This is a genomic window from Alphaproteobacteria bacterium GM7ARS4 (genome assembly GCA_014332745.1).
Taxonomy (GTDB): domain Bacteria; phylum Pseudomonadota; class Alphaproteobacteria; order GM7ARS4; family GM7ARS4; genus GM7ARS4.
Map to the genome: position 1 here is coordinate 134,284 of JACONL010000001.1, position 18,229 is coordinate 152,512.

An 18,229-nucleotide genomic window follows, 5' to 3' on the forward strand; every position below is an offset into this window, starting at 1 on the left:
ACATAAAACACGCGCATGTGATATAAAGAATTTTGCCAGCACACGCCCATAGACACCATGAGACCCCCTCCATGCGCCCATCATGAGCATACGCCCTATCCTTATCGCTCCCGACCCGCGCCTCACACGTCACAGCGCCCCCATCACACCAGACGATGGAACACTCCCCGCCCTTATACGTGACCTCACAGAGACGCTACGACATACCGACAATGGTATCGGACTCTCAGCGCCGCAAATCGGTATCAATAAACGTATCTTTGCCGTGCAAATCGATAGCGCTATGTGTCCCATAGACCCCTACATCGTCATCAATCCCGTTATCTTGTCTGTCAGCACAGAAGTGGACGAAGACAATGAAGGATGTCTCTCCCTCCCCACCTATTATGAGAACGTCACCCGCCCTCGCCATATCCAACTACGCTACCAAGATTCCCAATTCACGACACAGACATGCGCCGCCTCCGGTCTTATCGCCCGTTGTTACCAACATGAAATTGACCATCTCAATGGTGTCCTGTTTATCGACTATCTCTCGCCCCTGAAAAAACGCATGGCATTGCGTAAATGCGCCAAAATCAAGAAAAAACAAGACCGCCTTCCCTAAACACAGCATCATCCCGCCCCTATCCCATGCATGCCCCACGACAGACCCAAAAAAAAGGACTGCGCCTGCTCTTTATGGGAAGTAGCGCCTTCAGCCAACCAGCTTTCCAGCTTTTACAAGAAAGCGCCCACGACATCGTCGCCGTCATCACACGCAAACCCGCCAGAGCGCGCCCAACACAAAGCCCACAACCCACCATCATTCACGCTCAAGCCCGCCATCTCGGCATTCCCATCTTGACGCCAGAGACTATCGATGACGATGTCATCCACGCATGTCAGGCATGGCGCGCCGATGCCGTCGTCATCGCATCCTATGGCGTGATGTTACCTCAGGCATTCTTAGACATGACGCACTATGGATGTTTCAATATCCATCCCTCCCTGCTTCCCCGTTGGCGCGGCGCATCGCCTATCAGACGCGCCATGATGGCCGGTGACAATGTGAGCGGATGCACCATCATGAAAACAAGCTTGCGCTGTGATAGCGGCGATATTCTCGCCCAAAAAACATGCCCCATCGACCAAAACGCCACAGGCGACGACATGGAAACCATGCTCGCCCACGAAGGCGCACAGCTCATGCGCAACGTCCTCGATGACATCGCCCACAATAACCCACCAACAGCACACAAACAACCCGCACAAGGCATCACATACGCCCATAAAATCACGACACAGGACGCACGAATCCCATGGCAACGACCCGCCTTAGACGTCCACAACCATATACGCGCCCTCGCCACCAAACCCACCGCATGGTGTCTCTACACGCCACATACGACACAGCCAGCCACCAAACCCGCACAAGAAAAACGCCTCAAAATCCTCAAAAGCACCTATATGCCCCTCGCCATGCTCCCAACGCCCATACGCGCCTCCTTCACACAAGGCACAACAGGACACAGCGGGACATGCGCACGCATGGGAGAACGATGTTTCGTGTCGTGCGGACAAGATGCCGTCGAACTCCATACCCTCCTTCGAGAAGGAAAAAAACCCATGACAACGGCCGAATTTTTACGCGGCTACCCCGCTGTGCGCCACTTTATCCTCCATTAAATGGACGCGCCCTCCCCCTATCAACGATGGAAATTAACCCTCGAATATGATGGCACAGCCTTCCATGGCTGGCAAAAACAGGCTCAAACACCCCTCACCGCACAAGAGGCATTGTATGACGCCTTGCGCGCATTCTGTCGCCACCCTCTATGCGGACAGCATATCACCGCCGCTGGCCGAACAGACCGTGGCGTCCATGCCTTGGCACAAGTCGCCCATGTGGATATGCCTCCCTTGTCCTCTCTCACACCCCACGCCATGAGAGATGGCGTCAATGACCACCTACGACAACAGCACCATGACGCCCTTGTCGTCTTAGACGCCACACCCGTTCCCCCCCATTTCCACGCTCGGTTCAACGCCACAGAGCGCCATTACCTCTATCGTATCCTCAACAGACAAGCGCCATCCAGCCTCGAAAGGCAACGAGCATGGCATGTGAGACACCCTCTCAACCTCCATCATATGAATGACGCATGCCAACTCCTCACAGGATGGCATGATTTCTCCAGCTTTAGGGCATCAGGCTGTCAAGGAAAAAACCCGCAACGTCACCTCCATACACTCTACGTCTCACAGCATGAAAGCATTCTCTGTGTCCATGCCACCGCCCCATCCTTCCTCTACAAACAAGTGCGCATACTCACCGCAACCCTCGTCTATGTCGGCATGGGACGCTATACACAAGACACAATACGCGCCATCTTCAACGCAAAAAAGCGCCACCACGCCACACCCACAGCACCAGCCCACGGATTATACCTCCGCCATATCACCTACCCCCCACCATGAAGAGACCATGAAACACAATCGATACACAAAACTCCACAAAAGCCTCCAATAACACCACAAGAAACGCACGCCCAAAATTCACAGACAACGCCGCCTTCGCCACAAACCATTGATACACAAGCACAGCGCATAAAAACACAAAAAGAGCCAGCTGCGGAAAAGGACCAGACTCTAAAAATGACTCAGAGCCCATATGCATCAACGGGTATGTCCACACATACACAAGATAAAAAACAATCCCGCGAAAAGCGCGACACCAATTATACACCGACACAAACAAAAGATAACGCGACGCACATCCCCATACATCCACGATCGGCTTCATCACCATAATGAGCGTAAGCCACCCTATCACCTGAATCAGAACAAACATGGTCACGCCAGAAAACGACAATGTCTCCACATAACGCAACGCCCACACGTAAAAAGGCATGACGACAAGAAGCGCCCCCAACGAACGTTGCGCACCTTCATAAGACGCCTCAAAATAGGTCAACCCTTGCCGAGCATCGCCCCTCAATAAGAGCCACGCACCACCCATACCGCGCACAAAATCACGCCAAAATAATGCCAACGTAAAGGGCGAACCACTCATGAAAAAAATGACTCCAATAAAGAACGATAAAGAGACGTCAAGACAGACAAATCCTCTAAGGAACAATGTTCATCCACACGATGCATGCTCTTGCCCACAAGGCCTAACTCGATAACAGAGCACTCATGATACATGAAACGCGCATCCGACGTCCCACCGCCTCGTCCCTGTCGAGGACGCATAGACACAACCCCCTCACACACATCACAGAACCACGGTAGCCAACGCCTATCACAGCTCCTAAAAGCTTCGCTACTCACATGAGTCCGTAAGCGATAACGCCCACACCCCAGCACCCCCTCGCATAACGCCTCCACCCTCTCAAGAATCGCACGACTCTGCCAAGGAAGAGCAAAACGGATATTGAAACGCCCACGCGCATGGTCTGGCGTCACATTCGCCACGCTGGAACATGACTCCAATTGTGTCAAAGCAACATCGGGGTCTTCCACGTCCTCGCCATCACCCCCTCTCAAGCCGTCCTCATGCCAAAAGGATGTCTCCCCTAACGCATGAAATAACGTCACCAAAGACGCCAACGGATTGTCGCCCGCTCGCGGATAGGCGCTATGCCCGCTTTGCCCCCATGCCTCCACAAAGCCATGAACGCTCCCACGTCTCCTATCTCGATAGGAATCGCCCACCTTCTGCTGTGAGGAAGGCTCGCCTAAAAGACAGAGCTCAGGAAGATAGCCATGCGCCTTCGCCCACGCCCATAGAGGCTTCATGCCATGCTTTGCCTCGCCTTCTTCATCGTTGGTGAGGAAAATTCCTAGACTGCCCGAAAAATCGCGGCCCCGTGTCGCCGCAAAGGCGGCACATACAGACAAAAAGCACGCCACCGCCCCCTTCATATCCACAGCGCCACGCCCATAAAGCACCCCCGACTCGACAATGCCCGCAAAAGGAGGGTGAGACCAGCCTGTCTCTGTCGCCGGCACAACATCACTATGACCCGCAAAGGCAAAATCTCGCGCACCAAACACGCTCTTACCGCCACGCCCCTCCTTATGCCCCTGCAAACGCCCATAGAGATTCTCCACACGCCCATCACCCTCACCAAACCCATGCCGATACACAGCAAAACCATTGTCGGACAAAAAAGACGCCACCCACGCCATAAGCCCGTCATCTTTTGGCGTGACACTGCGAAAACGCACTAAATGACGCGCTATCTCTTCCGCACTCGTCATGACTCCCTCAAACGCCCTAGATTTTCGGCAAGGTGATGCCTTTCTGCCCCATATACTTCCCTTGACGGTCGCCATAAGAGACTTCACATGCCGTCTCCGCTCGTAAAAAAATGAACTGGACAGCGCCTTCATTGCCATAAAGACGGGCGGGAAGAGGCGTCGTATTAGAAAACTCTAACGTTACGTAACCTTCCCACTCTGGCTCTAATGGTGTCACATTGACAATAATGCCACAGCGCGCATAGGTCGATTTGCCTAAACACAAGACAAGAACATCACGCGGAATACGAAAATACTCCACAGTCCGCCCAAGAACAAAACTATTAGGCGGAATAATACATGTCTCTTGCGCCCTATCAACAAGGGCGTTGTCGCTGAAATGTTTAGGGTCTATCGTCGTCGAATTGACATTGGTGAAAATCTTAAAGTCTGCTGCCACCCTCGCATCATAGCCATAAGACGATAAGCCATAGGAAATCACGCCATCACGCTTCTGCCTCTCCTCAAAAGGCTCTATCATCTTGTCCTCTAAGGCGCGCTCCCGTATCCACCTGTCTGGCATAAGGCTCATGGTGTCGTCTTCACCCCCTTTTGGCGCGCATAATGTTTGCGCTTGTGAAGATTCTCTCGCAACGCTTGCGCTTTTTTCTTATGACGTTGCTGTTGCTTGTCCCCGCCCTTATCGCCTCTGGTCGAGGCATGGCGCTGTGCCATCACCGTAGGACGCCTGTCCCATGTCGGCTGATACACATAAGAGAAACTCGACATCGCCCGTTCCCACGCTCGCACGGACAGGCGTTCATCACCCTCAAAAGAATCGACGCCACAACGATGAAGAAAATAGAGCTGGTCGGGAAGAACATGCCCCTTGACACGTAGCTCCCCACCATAGCCAAAACGCTCACGCAACTGACGCGCTGCTGAGAAAACACGCCCATCACGAAAAGCTGGCATGGATAACACAATGATACCCACCCCATGACATGACGCACCAAGCACCTCTATGGCATCGGCATGCTCCTCACCCATAAGCATCACGCCCACATGGCGCGGGGAAAGCTTTGCGCTCAGCTCTTGCCCCTCTTTCTGCCAACGACTGAACGTCACAACAGCATGACGACACCCGTCAAGAGGGGCGTCATCTCCTAAAAACACCCATGGGTCGTCCTTGACGAGCGCACCGCGCCTAAGAAGAACCATATAAACGCTCCTTGAAAGGATGCATGCCGACGCGCCGATACGTCTCTAAAAAACTCTCCCTCTTGTTACGTCTCGACGCAAGATAAGTCTCGATCACCTTCTCCACCGCCTCCACAATGTTATCAGCATGGAAGGCTGGACCGACAATCTCGCCCAAAGACGCATCCATGCCCCCATGTCCACCAAGAGACAATTGATAATACTCCTCGCCACGCCTATCAACGCCTAAAATGCCTATATGACCCACATGGTGATGTCCACAGGCATTGATACAGCCAGAAATCTTGATCTTCATCGCCCCTATCTCCTGCTGACGCTCCATGTCCTTGAAACGTAACGCAATCCTCTGAGCAAGGGGAATGGAACGCGCCGTCGCTAAGGCGCAATAATCCATGCCCGGACAGCATATCATATCCGTGATAAGCCCGTGATTAGGCGTGGCAAGAGCCAAGGGACGCAATGCGCGCCATAACGTATAGAGGTCCTCCTGCTTGACATGCGGCCAGACGACATTCTGTTCATGGCTCACACGAATCTCGTCATAGGCATAACGCTCGGTTAAGTCGGCTAGCCCCTCCATCTGATAGGAATACATGTCCCCCGGCACACCCCCCATGGCCTTCAGAGAGATGGTGGCAATGGCATAGCCCGCTTGCCTGTGCTGGGCTACGTTATGGCTCACCCATAAGGCAAAATCGGCATCGTCTCTCTTCGCATCCTCAAAGGACGATACAGGAGTCGTGATGGACTCGAAGGGAGGCGGCGCAAAATACTGACGAATGCGGTCGACTTCCTCTTGAGGAAGCTGCAACGCCCCGTCACGAAGACGCATCCACTCCTCCTCAACACGACGCTTCATCTCGTCCACGCCTAAAGCATGCACTAAAATTTTGATACGCGCCTTGAACAGATTGTCGCGCCGTCCCCACTGATTATAAACACGCAAAATAGCCTCTAAATAAGAAAGCATATCGCTCACAGGCAAACCTTCCTTGAGAACAGCGCCAATATAAGGCGTGCGTCCCTGCCCACCCCCCACAACGACATTCACGCCAATACGACCATCCTCCCGACGCATAAGACCGAGCCCTATGTCATGCACCTTGATGGCCGCCCTGTCTTGCGCACATCCCGTCACCGCAATCTTAAATTTACGCGGTAAAAACGAAAACTCTGGATGAAAAGTCGACCATTGGCGAATAATCTCGCTGTAAAGACGCGGGTCATCCACTTCATCTAACGCCGCCCCCGCATAATGGTCTGCCGTCACGTTACGAATGCAATTGCCCGACGTCTGAATGGCATGCATCTCTACTGACGCCAATGCCGATAAAATCGCTGGCACATCTTCCAACTTTGGCCAGTTAAACTGAATGTTTTGACGCGTGGTGAAGTGACCATAATCCTTGTCATAACGCTTGGCAATATACGCCAATTGACGCAACTGACGGGAAGATAAGACGCCATAGGGTATCGCCACACGCAACATATAGGCATGCAACTGAAGATACAAACCATTCATAAGACGCAACGGCTTGAACTCGTCCTCGCTGAGCTCACCCGCTAAACGACGCTTCACCTGCTCGCCAAACTGCTCAGCGCGCTCACGCACCAGCTTATGGTCAAATTCATCATAGCGATACATACGTCCGACTCTCTCCTCTTTTATCGTCCATCGTCGTTAACCCTTCTTCTCTTGCATGAGTGACAACTGCGCTTGTTTGCCAAAATGTAAATGAACACTGGGACCAAAAGCCCGTATGACTTCCCGATAACGTTTCGGTATCCAACGTCCCCGCACGTCATGGCTGATAACACCCTTGTTGGGAACGTCATCCTCCCCCACTCTCACCACCTCTATCCAATAGGGGCTCACAATCTCCATACGTTTCTCCGCCTCCATCGCCTCAGCAAGCGCCTTTTGACAGCCTTCATCATCGTCTAACTTCCTCGCCTCGTCCAAAAATGACACCCACTCGCCATCCTTCCAATAGACAACCTCGCCACTCCCTAAAGCATTTGCCGTGATGACTTTAATCTCCGCCATATCCTATGCTCCTTATCACTCCATGCACAAACGCCATGCACAGACGCCATGCACAAACGCATGATACCCTATATCACATGAAAAATGGTGTATAAACGCCTTATTCGTCTTCGCCATATCCATGCGTCCTAGAGAAAGCTATGCCCACGCCATCGTCTCGTTCCTCCATCACACCCTCCGCCAGCCCCTCCAACACCATAACAAGCACGGCATGGCCCTTCCAAGAAGCACGACGCTTGCTGACATCCCTCAACAACAAAACACCCCCTAAAGGATATGTCCTCTTCGCCACCGGCTACGGACCCTCTGGCCTGCCCCATATCGGCACATTTGCCGAAGTCGTGCGCACCACTATGGTGCAAAACGCATGGCGGTATATCACCGATATTCCATGTCGACTCTTTACCTTCTCGGACGACATGGACGCCTTACGCCGTGTGCCATCCAATGTGCCACAACAAACCATGCTCACAGAACATCTCGGTAAGCCTCTCGCCACCATCCCCGACCCCTATGAACGCTATGGCAGTTTCGGCGAACATAATAACGCCATGCTCAAACAATTCCTCGACTCCTTTGGCTTTTCCTATCAATTCCAAAGCGCCTACGACAATTATACAAAAGGACTCTACGACCCTTGGCTGAAAAAAATTCTCGCACGCCTAGACGACATTCGCCACATTATCCTCCCCACCCTCGGCCATGAACGCCAACAAACATATAGTCCGTTCCAACCCATATGTCCACACACAGGCCACGTCCTCCACGTCCCCGTGATAGACACAGACAGAAACAAGCACACAATCTCGTATATCCATCCAAAAACAAAAGACACCATGACATGCTCCGTCTTAGGAGGCGCATGCAAATTACAATGGAAAGTCGACTGGGCCATGCGGTGGGTCGCTATGGACGTCAATTATGAAATGGCAGGAAAAGATCTCACAGAGTCCTACGTCCTCTCGTCAAAAATTGCGCGCCTCCTCAAAGCACAGCCTCCCCAAGGCTTCATCTATGAACTCTTTCTCGACGCTCAAGGTGAAAAAATCTCAAAATCAAAGGGCAATGGCGTCAGTATCGACGAGTGGCTCACCTATGCTCCCCCTGAAAGCCTGTCTTTCTTCATGTATCAACACCCAAAACGCGCAAAGAAACTCTCTCTCCGTATCATTCCCTCCACCATCGACCATTATCTGAAAAACCTCCACGACTATGCACAGCTCAGTCCCGTTGAACGGCTCAACAATCCCGTATGGCATGTCCACGCAGGAACGCCACCCCCGTCCAAGCCACGTCCCGAATTTTCTATGATCCTCAATCTCGCCACAGCAAGCCATGCCGACCATAAGGACGTCCTATGGGGATTCATACGCACCCTAGCACCAGACGCCGACGCCTCGACAGACCCGCTCCTCGCAACACTCATCGAAAAAGCCCTTGTCTATTACAAAAATTTTGTAAAACCCTATAGGACATATCGCACGCCTAACGAACAGGAACGCAAAGCCTTGACAGACCTTCTCCATCAATTGAAACAACAAAGACAAGAAAACGCCGCCACCTATACCAACATGAATGCCAAAACGAAAGAACAGCCCCTCACAGATCCCGTCATGTGGCAAAATATCCTCTATGCCTTAGGCAAACAGCACATGCCAAGCACAAAAGAATGGTTTACATGCCTCTATCAAACCCTCTTAGGACAGGATACGGGGCCACGTATGGGGTCTTTCATCGCCCTCTATGGCGTGTCCAACATGATTACGTTGGTGGAAAGAGCGTTGGCGCGAACACATGCCTAAACGCACCGATATAGAGTCTGTTCTCGTCATCGGCGCTGGCCCCATTATCGTGGGACAAGCATGTGAATTCGACTATTCTGGCACGCAAGCCTGTAAAACCCTGAAGGCAGAAGGGTATCGCGTCATCCTCATCAATTCCAATCCTGCCACGATCATGACAGATCCCCACATGGCGGACAGGACGTATATCGAGCCACTCACCGTCGACATGGTCTCCAAGATTATCGAAAAGGAAAAACCAGACGCCCTTCTTCCCACTATGGGCGGGCAGACAGCCCTCAACCTCGCCATGATGCTCCATGAGACAGCTGTTATGGCAAAAGCGCCCACAGAGATGCTCGGCGCGCGCATTGACTCCATCCAAAAGGCAGAGTCGCGAGAGGATTTTCGCCTTGCCATGACAAAGATCGGCATTCCCACAGTGCCCGGCATGCAGGTCTCGTCCCTCAGTGACGCGCTCTCTTTTGCCAAAAATCACCCCTACCCTCTTATCATACGCCCGTCCTTCACACTAGGCGGAAGTGGTGGCGGTATCGCCTATGATGAAGAACAATTTCGACATATCGTCCAACAGGGAATCGATGCCTCCTTGCAATCAAGCGTCATCATCGAGGAGTCCATCATCGGCTGGAAGGAATACGAGATGGAAGTCATACGCGATAAAAAGGATAACGCCATTATCGTCTGTTCCATAGAAAATATCGACCCCATGGGCGTCCATACGGGTGATTCCATCACGGTCGCCCCCGCCCTGACGCTCACAGACAAAGAGTATCAACGCATGCGGGACGCATCCCTCAATGTCTTGCGCGAAATAGGCGTCGAAACAGGAGGCGCCAACGTCCAATTCGCTATCAATCCAAAAAATGGAGACATGGTCGTCATCGAAATGAATCCACGAGTCTCGCGCTCATCGGCATTGGCATCAAAAGCGACAGGATTCCCCATCGCTAAAGTCGCAACCCAACTCGCCATAGGCTACCACTTAGATGAAATCGTCAATGACATTACCCGTGTCACCCCCGCCAGTTTCGAGCCATCCATCGACTATGTGGTGACAAAAATCCCGCGCTTCGCCTTCGAGAAATTTCCCGAAAATCCGGCCATCCTCACAACCCAAATGAAGTCTGTAGGGGAAGTCATGGCGCTAGGACATCATTTTCAAGACTCCCTACAAAAAGCCTTGCGTTCCCTCGACCTTGGTATCGATGGCCTCTGCCCGCCACAACAAGCCCATGCGTCCCTCGCCCCCCATGACATTATCGAGCATATTAAAAAGCCAACCCCCGAACGTCTCTTATGGATAGCCCACGCCTTGCGCCTCCATATCCCCCTGCAAGAGATTTACGATGCGTCCCGTTATGACCCATGGTTCATTCACCAAATTCAAGACCTCGTCACATGTGAAGCCATGTTGAGACAAGAGGGATTGCCTGATGACCCAGACGCCTTTATTGCTCTCAAGGAGAAGGGCTTTTCTGATACGTTTATCGCACGATGTGTGGACAAACCCGTCCATGCCATTGAAGCCTACAAGGCGCGCCATAGGCTGACGCCCCTCTATCGGCGCGTGGATAGTTGCGCCGGCGAGTTTCACTCGGCAACCCCCTATCTTTACAGCAGTTGGCATGGCGTTGTCTCTCAACGGCGCATGAAAACATTCTCCTTGACGCCATCGCCATGTGAATCACAGCCAACAGACAAGGACAAAGTCATCATTTTAGGAAGTGGCGCGAATCGTATCGGACAAGGCGTGGAATTCGACTATTGCTGTGTCCATGCCGCCATAGCACTCCGTGAGATGGGCTTAGAGAGTATCATGGTCAATTGCAATCCTGAGACGGTGTCCACAGATTACGATACAGCCCATCGCCTCTACTTCGAGCCTCTGACAACGGAAGATGTCGTTGCCATCGCCCAGACGGAACGCCAACAAGGCACTCTTAAAGGTGTCCTCGTTCAATTTGGCGGCCAGACACCCCTGTCGCTGAGCAAGCCCCTCGTGGAAAGAGACATCCCCATTCTTGGCACACCCCTTGCCTCCATCGACCTTGCCGAAGATAGACAATTATTCAAAGAGCTCCTCAAGACATTAAAGCTCAACCAACCCCCTAACGCTATCGCCCACAGCGAAGAAGAAGCCATCACTATAGCGGACGCATTGCGCTATCCCCTCGTCATGCGCCCCTCCTATGTCCTTGGCGGACGCGCCATGGAAATTATCTATGACGAAGGCCGCCTCCGCCACTACATGCAAAAAGCGCATCACATCGCCCAAGAGAGCGGACAAGACAATCCCATTTTGCTCGACTCCTTCCTCCATGATGCCATCGAGGTCGATGTGGATGCCCTCTGTGACGGCAAAGAGACCTACGTCGCCGCCATCATGGAACATATCGAGCGGGCAGGCGTGCATTCAGGCGACTCCGCATGCTCTCTCCCGCCCCACACCCTCTCTCAAGAGATTATTGACGCCATCACCAAACAGAGTCACATGCTCGCCCAACATCTCCATGTGCGCGGGCTTATCAACATACAATATGCCATCAAAGACGATACCATCTATGTCCTCGAAGCAAATCCTCGCGCCAGCCGCACCGTGCCGTTTGTCGCCAAAGCATCAGGACTCCCTATGGCAAAAATCGCCACCCGTATCATGCTAGGACAATCCCTCAAACACGCCATGGCAGCCTATGATAAAACCCTTGACCCGCCATCTCTCACACATTGGAGCGTCAAAGAAGCCATTTTTCCTTTCATGAAATTCCCCCATAGCGACGTATTGCTCGGCCCTGAAATGAAATCCACAGGCGAAATCATGGGCATCGACACAAGCTTCGAGCGCGCCTTCGCTAAATCACAAATGAGCGCCGATAGCGAACTCCCCACCAAGGGCTGTGCCTTCCTGTCGGTGCAAGATTTCGATAAAAAGACCCTCACGGCAGAACTAGCGCGCTCACTCGTCGACAAAGGATTCTCGCTCCTCGCCACAAGAGGCACAAAAGAATGGCTGGAAAGCCATCATCTCCCCGCCCATACCGTCAATAAAGTCTTCCAAGGCTCGCCCCATATTGTCGATGCCATCTACAGAGGCACAATCCACCTCGTTATCAACACATGCAACGAAAAAACAACAACGATACGCGATAGTTTTACCCTCAGGCGCGCCGCCATCGCCACAAGAATACCCTATTGCACAACCCTCGCCTCAGCCCATGCTGTCGTCAAAGCCATCTGCACCCTCACAGAACACCCCCTCTCTGTCCGCCCCATACAAGACTATCTGCAACAAACATAAAGACATGCTGGATACGAAGATATTGACTTTATTCACGTCATCGCCTAGAGTGGCATGCCGTGTAAGACGACCCCCAAACAAAGAGAGAGACACATGACAGAAACCTATCCCATGACACGTAGAGGATACGAGCGTCTACAAGAAGAACTGGGGCATTTAAAAAATACAGAGCGACCTAACATCGTCGATGCTATCTCTAGGGCCCGTGAGCATGGTGATTTATCAGAAAATGCCGAGTATCACGCCGCAAGAGAGAAACAAGGACTCATCGAAGCGCGTATACGCCTCCTCGAACAGAAAATTCGTTGCGCCGACGTCATCGACACCGCGTCCCTCTCAGGCAAGACCGTCACCTTTGGCGCAACCGTCATAATACGAGACGAAGAAAGCGGGAAAGAGCAACGCTATAAAATCGTCGGCGAAGATGAAGCGAATGTCGAGAAGCAAGAAATCTCTATTATATCGCCTCTGGCGCGGGCGCTCCTCAACAAGACGGTCGGTGATGCCGTTGAAGTCCACACCCCTAGAGGCAGTAAGGAATACGAAGTCATCCATGTGTCCTTCGATTCATCCTCATGACACACGCCAAGCTCAGAGGACACCATGTCACGCCAACAGCCCCGTGTTCTTCTCTGTATTCTCGATGGATGGGGCATATCACCTGACGTTGAAGGCAATGCCGTCGCCCACGCCCATACCCCCACCTATGACGCCCTCATTCAGCATTATCCCCACTGCCAGCTCCATACCGATGGTCCCCATGTCGGCCTTCCCGAAGGACAATGCGGTAATTCGGAAGTCGGGCATGTCCATATTGGCGCTGGACGAATCGTCTTGCAAAGCCTCCCCCATATCGATGCCTCCATAAAAAAAGGCTCTTTCTATCACAATGATGCCCTCCAAGAGACAATCGCTGTCCTCAAAGGAAACAAAAAGACAGCGCATGTCATGGGTATTCTCTCGGCAGGCGGTGTCCATGGCCATCAAGACCATCTCATCGCCCTCATCGAGGCGATCGCCCAACAGCATGTTCCAGTCTGTGTCCATGCCTTTTTAGATGGGCGCGATACCTACCCCCTCAGCGCGCCGCGCTCTCTCACCTATCTCCAACAGACCCTCAAAAAATACCCGCATGCCCAGCTAGCAAGCATCAGCGGACGCTACTACGCCATGGATAGGGATAGGCGATGGGCGCGCACCCAACAGGCATGGCAAGCCATCGCCAAAGGCATCGGCAAACATCTGCAAACCGACCCTCAGGAAACGCTCCAAAGATTCTATCGAGACTCTATCACCGATGAATTTGTCCCCCCCTCTATCGCCAATGGCTATCACGGCATGGCAGAGGGTGATGGTATCGTCCTATCCCATTTCCGCGCCGACAGAGTCAGGCAACTGATGTTGTCATTCCTCGACCCCGACTTCGACCAATTCCCGCGCACACACATGCCCGCTCTGTCCATCGCCCTCGGTATCAATGAATACTCCTTACGCCTCAATCGCTTTATGAAACGCATGTTTCCTCCCTTCTACCCAAAAGAAACACTGGGTGACGTCATCGCCACAGAACGTAAGAGGCAATTACGCATTGCCGAAACAGAAAAATACGCCCATGTGACCTATTTTTTTAATGGCGGACAAGACCGCCAATGCGCCCTCGAGGAACGACAACTCCTCCCCTCCCCTCGAGTCAGCACCTATGACCTTGCGCCATCCATGTCCGCACAGCTCATCACCGATACCGCCATCAAAGCCATGACATCACGTCACTACGCCCTCATCGTCGTTAATTTCGCCAATGCCGATATGGTGGGACATACAGGATGTTTCCAAGCAACCATCAAAGCCCTAGAGACGGTGGATACATGCCTCAAACAGCTGCTCAGAGCGGCAAAACGCGACCAGTATTGCTCTATCATCACAGCCGACCATGGCAATGCTGAATGCATGTTCCAACCCAAGAGCCGCAAACCCCATACAGCGCACACCCTCAACCCCGTCCCCTTTATCCTTGTGGATGACAACGCCCATCAGCAACGCCTCCTCAAAAAACACCATCAAGGAAGCCTTATCGATATCGCCCCCACAATCCTCCACCTCATGCATATGGAGACACCACGTATCATGTCGGGACAAACCCTCCTCCATACAGACATACGCAAAAAATGCGCCGTGCCATGACTTATGTTCATAAAACATTGATAAGAAACCCCATGAGAACGACAAGACATGCCACAAGACATGCTACGTGCCATGCCTTGTTCTGTCTGTCTGTCCTTCTCACGCCATGCGCGCACGTTGAGGCGCAAGAGGGGGAGGAAGGCACAGCGCACGGACTCGATGACACCCTTCCCCTTGTGACGCACGACCTCGAGCATTCGAAACGCAACCTACAAGACATCCAAGAACGTATCGATGCGGCTTATGGACGTCATCGCCTGTATCAAGCCCGTAGTCGCGCCATCGAGGAAGAAATCGCCGCCCTTCGCCTAGAATTGAACGCCCAGACAGCACAAGAACAGCATGTAACGCAAAAGCAACGCGCTATCGAGCGCCTCATCGAAGCCTATCACCTCGCCATATCAGAACAAAAAACGCTCCTACAAGAACAGAAAAAAAGCATCGATAGGCTTGTCATCATCTTACAGCACTACGCCTTACGCCCGCCATCCTTTGCCTTCTTTCGACCAAAAGAGGCCGACACATCCATACGCCACGCCATTCTGTTACGCACGCTCTATCCCCAATTTGTCGCTCAAGCCACACGCCATCAACGCGCCATGACATCCATACACGCCCTCATCGAGAAAACAAGCACCGAGCAAAAACGCCTACAGGAATTGGAAAAAGAACTCCTACAGGAAAAGCGCGCCATGCAGCTCCTCATTGCCCGTAAAGGACAGCATCGCCAACAGATGACCCAGAGCGCATCAGTCGCCTTGCGTCGAGCAGAAACCCTCAAAGCCCAAGCACGCGACCTACGCCAATTCATCGATAAACTCATCCTCGAAGAACAAGAAAAACAAAGACAACGCCAAGCTCTCAAAGAAAGAGAACAACGAGACAACAAAGAACCAGCCGCCAGCAACGACATCCCGTCCCCACAAAAACCGCCTCCCCCCACGTCCCCCACAACACACGCCAAGAAGAGCCCCCCTCCTCAACACAAAGAACGCCCGTCTTTTCACGCACCATACCGCCATGCCCAACAGGCAAAGGGAAAACTGACACCACCCTCAACAGGGAGAGTCGTCAATAGATTTCGAGAAAAAACACCCCATGTATACTCTGAAGGCGTCGTTATCGAAACAGGCTTCAACGCCACAATCAAAGCATGCGATGATGGGAAAGTTCTCTATGCTGGCACATTTCGCACCTATGGACATATGGTGATCCTCTCTCACCACCAAGACCTTGTGAGCATTGTCTCAGGCATGCATGGCGTTCTCGTCTCAGTGGAAGATCTAGTCGCCCAAGGACAGCCCATAGGCTTCATGCATCGCGCCAGTGATGTCGCCCAAGGACAGAACGCCCCACGCCTCTACATGGAGCTACGTCTCAGGGGAATCCCCATCGACCCTGTAGCGTGGCTTTCCTCCTCCATAGGACAAGGCCATGACAGCGACAATAAAATATGAAAAAAAATGCTCATGTGAGCTTTTCACGTCCCTATAAGAATATATATGGTATAAGAGACGTGTGTTCTGCTCATGTCTCTACGTTCTTGTTCACCTTTTAGCCATCATAAACAGATGTTTTTTTGTCGTTCGTTCATGCTCTTCTTGCTGTGTTTAGGATTTTTCCTTAGCCATCCCGCCTATGGTGAGACGCCACAGGGGACGGAGGCGGCTGCCAAGGAGGATAAAAAGGATGCCATGTATCGCTCTTTAGAGGATTTTGGCAATGCCATCGATATGGTCATGCACGGCTATGTAGAAGATGTGGACGTGAAAGCGTTGGTGGGGGCGGCCATCAATGGCATGTTGCAATCGCTGGACCCGCACTCTGCCTATTTGGACGAGCAATTCTATGAAGATATGCAAATCCGCACGAAAGGAAAGTTTGGCGGGCTTGGTATCAACGTCACGATGGATGAAGGGGTTGTCAAGATTGTCTCGCCTATCGATGATACGCCTGCTGCCCGTGCGGGCTTGCAGTCCAATGACCTCATTATCGAAATCGATGGCGCTCCCGTCTTTGGCATGACCCTGCAAGAAGCTGTTAATCTCATGCGAGGCGACCCAGGGACGACTATTGTCATCAAAGTCCTTCGTGGCAAGGAAGAGCCACGGGACGTCACCATCGTCCGTGATATTATCAAAATAAAATCGGTGAGAGGACGCCTAGAAGGCGATGTGGGATATATCCGTATCACCGACTTTAATCAAAATACGCGCGATACGCTCATTACCGCCATTGACGAGCTCAAAGAACAGAAAGCAAAGAAAGATACCCATGACCCCCGTATCAAAGGTTATATCCTCGACCTACGCAACAATCCGGGGGGCTTGCTCGACCAAGCCATCGCTGTGAGCGATGCCTTCCTCAGCACAGGTGAGATTGTCTCCACAAGGGGACGCAACAAGGCGCGTATCGCACGTTGGGACGCCGCCAATGACGACCTTATCGATGGACTCCCTCTCGTTGTCCTCATCAATCAAGGCTCGGCATCGGCATCGGAAATCGTCGCTGGGGCATTACAAGACCATAAGCGCGCCATTGTCCTCGGCACGCGTTCTTTTGGCAAAGGCTCGGTGCAAACCATACGCAATCTCACGCCAGCAAGCGCTGTGCGCATGACAACGGCGCTCTATTACACGCCATCGGGACGCTCCATCCATAAAAAAGGCATCGAACCTGATATTGTCGTCGAACAAATCCCTCTGCCAGAAGAAACTGAGGAAGAAGACGCTGAAAGGCGCGCCCCCACCAATAAGACCGAAGACGCTGACGCCTCAGACGACACAGAGACAAACGCCACCAGCACCCACTATAGCGCGGAGAGCCAAAAAGATTTCCAACTTCTACGCGCCATCGACCTGCTCAGGGGCGTCCACTATTTCCAAGACGCTAAAATGAACGCCACCGCCCATGACCCTTCTGTCAGTAGGCGCTGAAAACAAAAAACATCCCCCTTCTGCTTATCGCCTTGGCGTTGGCATGATGGTCTTTAATCACCAAGGCCATGTCTTTTGCGGACAAAGACATGACGCCAAAGATGATATTTGGCAAATGCCTCAGGGCGGTGTAGATGACAACGAACATCCCCTCAATGCTGCCGTCCGTGAGCTCGGTGAGGAAACAGGCATGGCAAGCCTTGTCCTCCTCTGTGAAAGTAGCCGATGGTATCGATATGACCTGCCTTCGCGTTTGCGAGGGAACGTATGGAATGGCCGTTATCGAGGACAACAGCAAAAATGGTTCGCTTTCCATTTTGTGGGTGACGAGTCAGAGATTACCCTAGACGCCCATGCGCCTGCCGAATTTCGCGCCTATAAGTGGGCGTCCCTCGACTATCTGCTTCAGCATGTCATTGATTTCAAAAAAACACTCTACGAGAATGTCTATGGCGAATTCAAACATCATAAACATCTGCAAAAACCGCCCTATTGCGACGCCTTTTCTTTCTAAGAA

The 18,229-nt window shown here is 52.3% G+C and carries 16 protein-coding genes; 10 read left to right on the forward strand and 6 right to left on the reverse strand.

Going from position 1 to position 18,229, the window contains the following annotated elements; genetic code table 11:
- Positions 1-82 precede the first annotated feature (82 nt).
- Genes def through truA form a run of 3 tightly spaced genes read left to right on the forward strand, consistent with a single transcriptional unit; the run spans position 83 to position 2,460 of the window.
- The gene (def, locus tag GDA54_00640; protein MBC6496822.1) at positions 83-607 is read left to right on the forward strand and encodes a peptide deformylase; all 525 of its coding nucleotides are present in this window, start codon (positions 83-85) and stop codon (positions 605-607) included.
- Positions 568-1,668: a methionyl-tRNA formyltransferase gene (locus GDA54_00645; protein MBC6496823.1), complete on the forward strand. Its 1,101-nt coding sequence runs from the start codon at positions 568-570 to the stop codon at positions 1,666-1,668. The genes def and GDA54_00645 overlap by 40 nt, the downstream gene beginning before the upstream one ends.
- Entirely contained in the window at positions 1,669-2,460 is a 792-nt protein-coding gene (truA, locus tag GDA54_00650) for a tRNA pseudouridine(38-40) synthase TruA (GenBank protein ID MBC6496824.1), read from the forward strand. It abuts the gene before it with no gap.
- On the opposite strand, the gene GDA54_00655 is transcribed toward truA, so the two are convergent.
- Genes GDA54_00655 through GDA54_00680 form a run of 6 tightly spaced genes read right to left on the reverse strand, consistent with a single transcriptional unit; the run spans position 2,441 to position 7,486 of the window.
- Positions 2,441-3,055 (reverse strand): hypothetical protein, encoded by a 615-nt coding sequence (locus tag GDA54_00655; protein ID MBC6496825.1) that lies wholly within the window; start codon positions 3,053-3,055, stop codon positions 2,441-2,443. The two genes, truA and GDA54_00655, sit on opposite strands and share 20 nt — an antisense overlap.
- Entirely contained in the window at positions 3,052-4,248 is a 1,197-nt protein-coding gene (dapE, locus tag GDA54_00660; GenBank protein MBC6496826.1) for a succinyl-diaminopimelate desuccinylase, read from the reverse strand. The genes GDA54_00655 and dapE overlap by 4 nt, the downstream gene beginning before the upstream one ends.
- A 16-nt stretch (positions 4,249-4,264) precedes the next feature.
- On the reverse strand, positions 4,265-4,819 hold the full coding sequence (locus GDA54_00665; GenBank protein MBC6496827.1) for a dCTP deaminase: 555 nt from the start codon (positions 4,817-4,819) through the stop codon (positions 4,265-4,267).
- Entirely contained in the window at positions 4,816-5,448 is a 633-nt protein-coding gene (locus GDA54_00670) for a DUF934 domain-containing protein (GenBank protein MBC6496828.1), read from the reverse strand. The genes GDA54_00665 and GDA54_00670 overlap by 4 nt, the downstream gene beginning before the upstream one ends.
- Complete coding sequence (locus GDA54_00675; protein ID MBC6496829.1) at positions 5,435-7,093, reverse strand: nitrite/sulfite reductase; 1,659 nt, start codon at positions 7,091-7,093, stop codon at positions 5,435-5,437. The genes GDA54_00670 and GDA54_00675 overlap by 14 nt, the downstream gene beginning before the upstream one ends.
- 36 nt (positions 7,094-7,129) lie before the next feature.
- A complete protein-coding gene (locus GDA54_00680; GenBank protein MBC6496830.1) occupies positions 7,130-7,486 on the reverse strand; it encodes a DUF2849 domain-containing protein in 357 nt (118 codons plus the stop codon).
- Positions 7,487-7,635: 149 nt separating this feature from the next.
- On the opposite strand from GDA54_00680, the gene GDA54_00685 reads away from it, so the two are divergent.
- The 7 genes from GDA54_00685 (at position 7,636) to GDA54_00715 (ending at position 18,226) form a co-directional block, all read left to right on the forward strand.
- Positions 7,636-9,297 carry a lysine--tRNA ligase gene (locus tag GDA54_00685; protein ID MBC6496831.1) on the forward strand — a complete coding sequence of 554 codons (1,662 nt, stop codon included), beginning with the start codon at positions 7,636-7,638 and terminating at the stop codon, positions 9,295-9,297.
- The gene (gene carB, locus GDA54_00690; GenBank protein ID MBC6496832.1) at positions 9,290-12,595 is read left to right on the forward strand and encodes a carbamoyl-phosphate synthase large subunit; all 3,306 of its coding nucleotides are present in this window, start codon (positions 9,290-9,292) and stop codon (positions 12,593-12,595) included. Before GDA54_00685 ends, carB begins: the two co-directional genes overlap by 8 nt.
- A 93-nt stretch (positions 12,596-12,688) precedes the next feature.
- A complete protein-coding gene (gene greA / locus GDA54_00695; protein ID MBC6496833.1) occupies positions 12,689-13,174 on the forward strand; it encodes a transcription elongation factor GreA in 486 nt (161 codons plus the stop codon).
- Positions 13,175-13,198: 24 nt separating this feature from the next.
- Positions 13,199-14,776, forward strand: a complete 1,578-nt coding sequence (locus GDA54_00700; protein ID MBC6496834.1) for a 2,3-bisphosphoglycerate-independent phosphoglycerate mutase — start codon at positions 13,199-13,201, stop codon at positions 14,774-14,776.
- 32 nt (positions 14,777-14,808) lie between these two features.
- Complete coding sequence (locus GDA54_00705) at positions 14,809-16,233, forward strand: peptidoglycan DD-metalloendopeptidase family protein (GenBank protein ID MBC6496835.1); 1,425 nt, start codon at positions 14,809-14,811, stop codon at positions 16,231-16,233.
- A 135-nt stretch (positions 16,234-16,368) separates the two neighbouring features.
- Positions 16,369-17,712 (forward strand): S41 family peptidase, encoded by a 1,344-nt coding sequence (locus GDA54_00710; GenBank protein MBC6496836.1) that lies wholly within the window; start codon positions 16,369-16,371, stop codon positions 17,710-17,712.
- Positions 17,687-18,226 carry an RNA pyrophosphohydrolase gene (locus tag GDA54_00715; protein MBC6496837.1) on the forward strand — a complete coding sequence of 180 codons (540 nt, stop codon included), beginning with the start codon at positions 17,687-17,689 and terminating at the stop codon, positions 18,224-18,226. Before GDA54_00710 ends, GDA54_00715 begins: the two co-directional genes overlap by 26 nt.
- Positions 18,227-18,229: the final 3 nt, after the last annotated feature.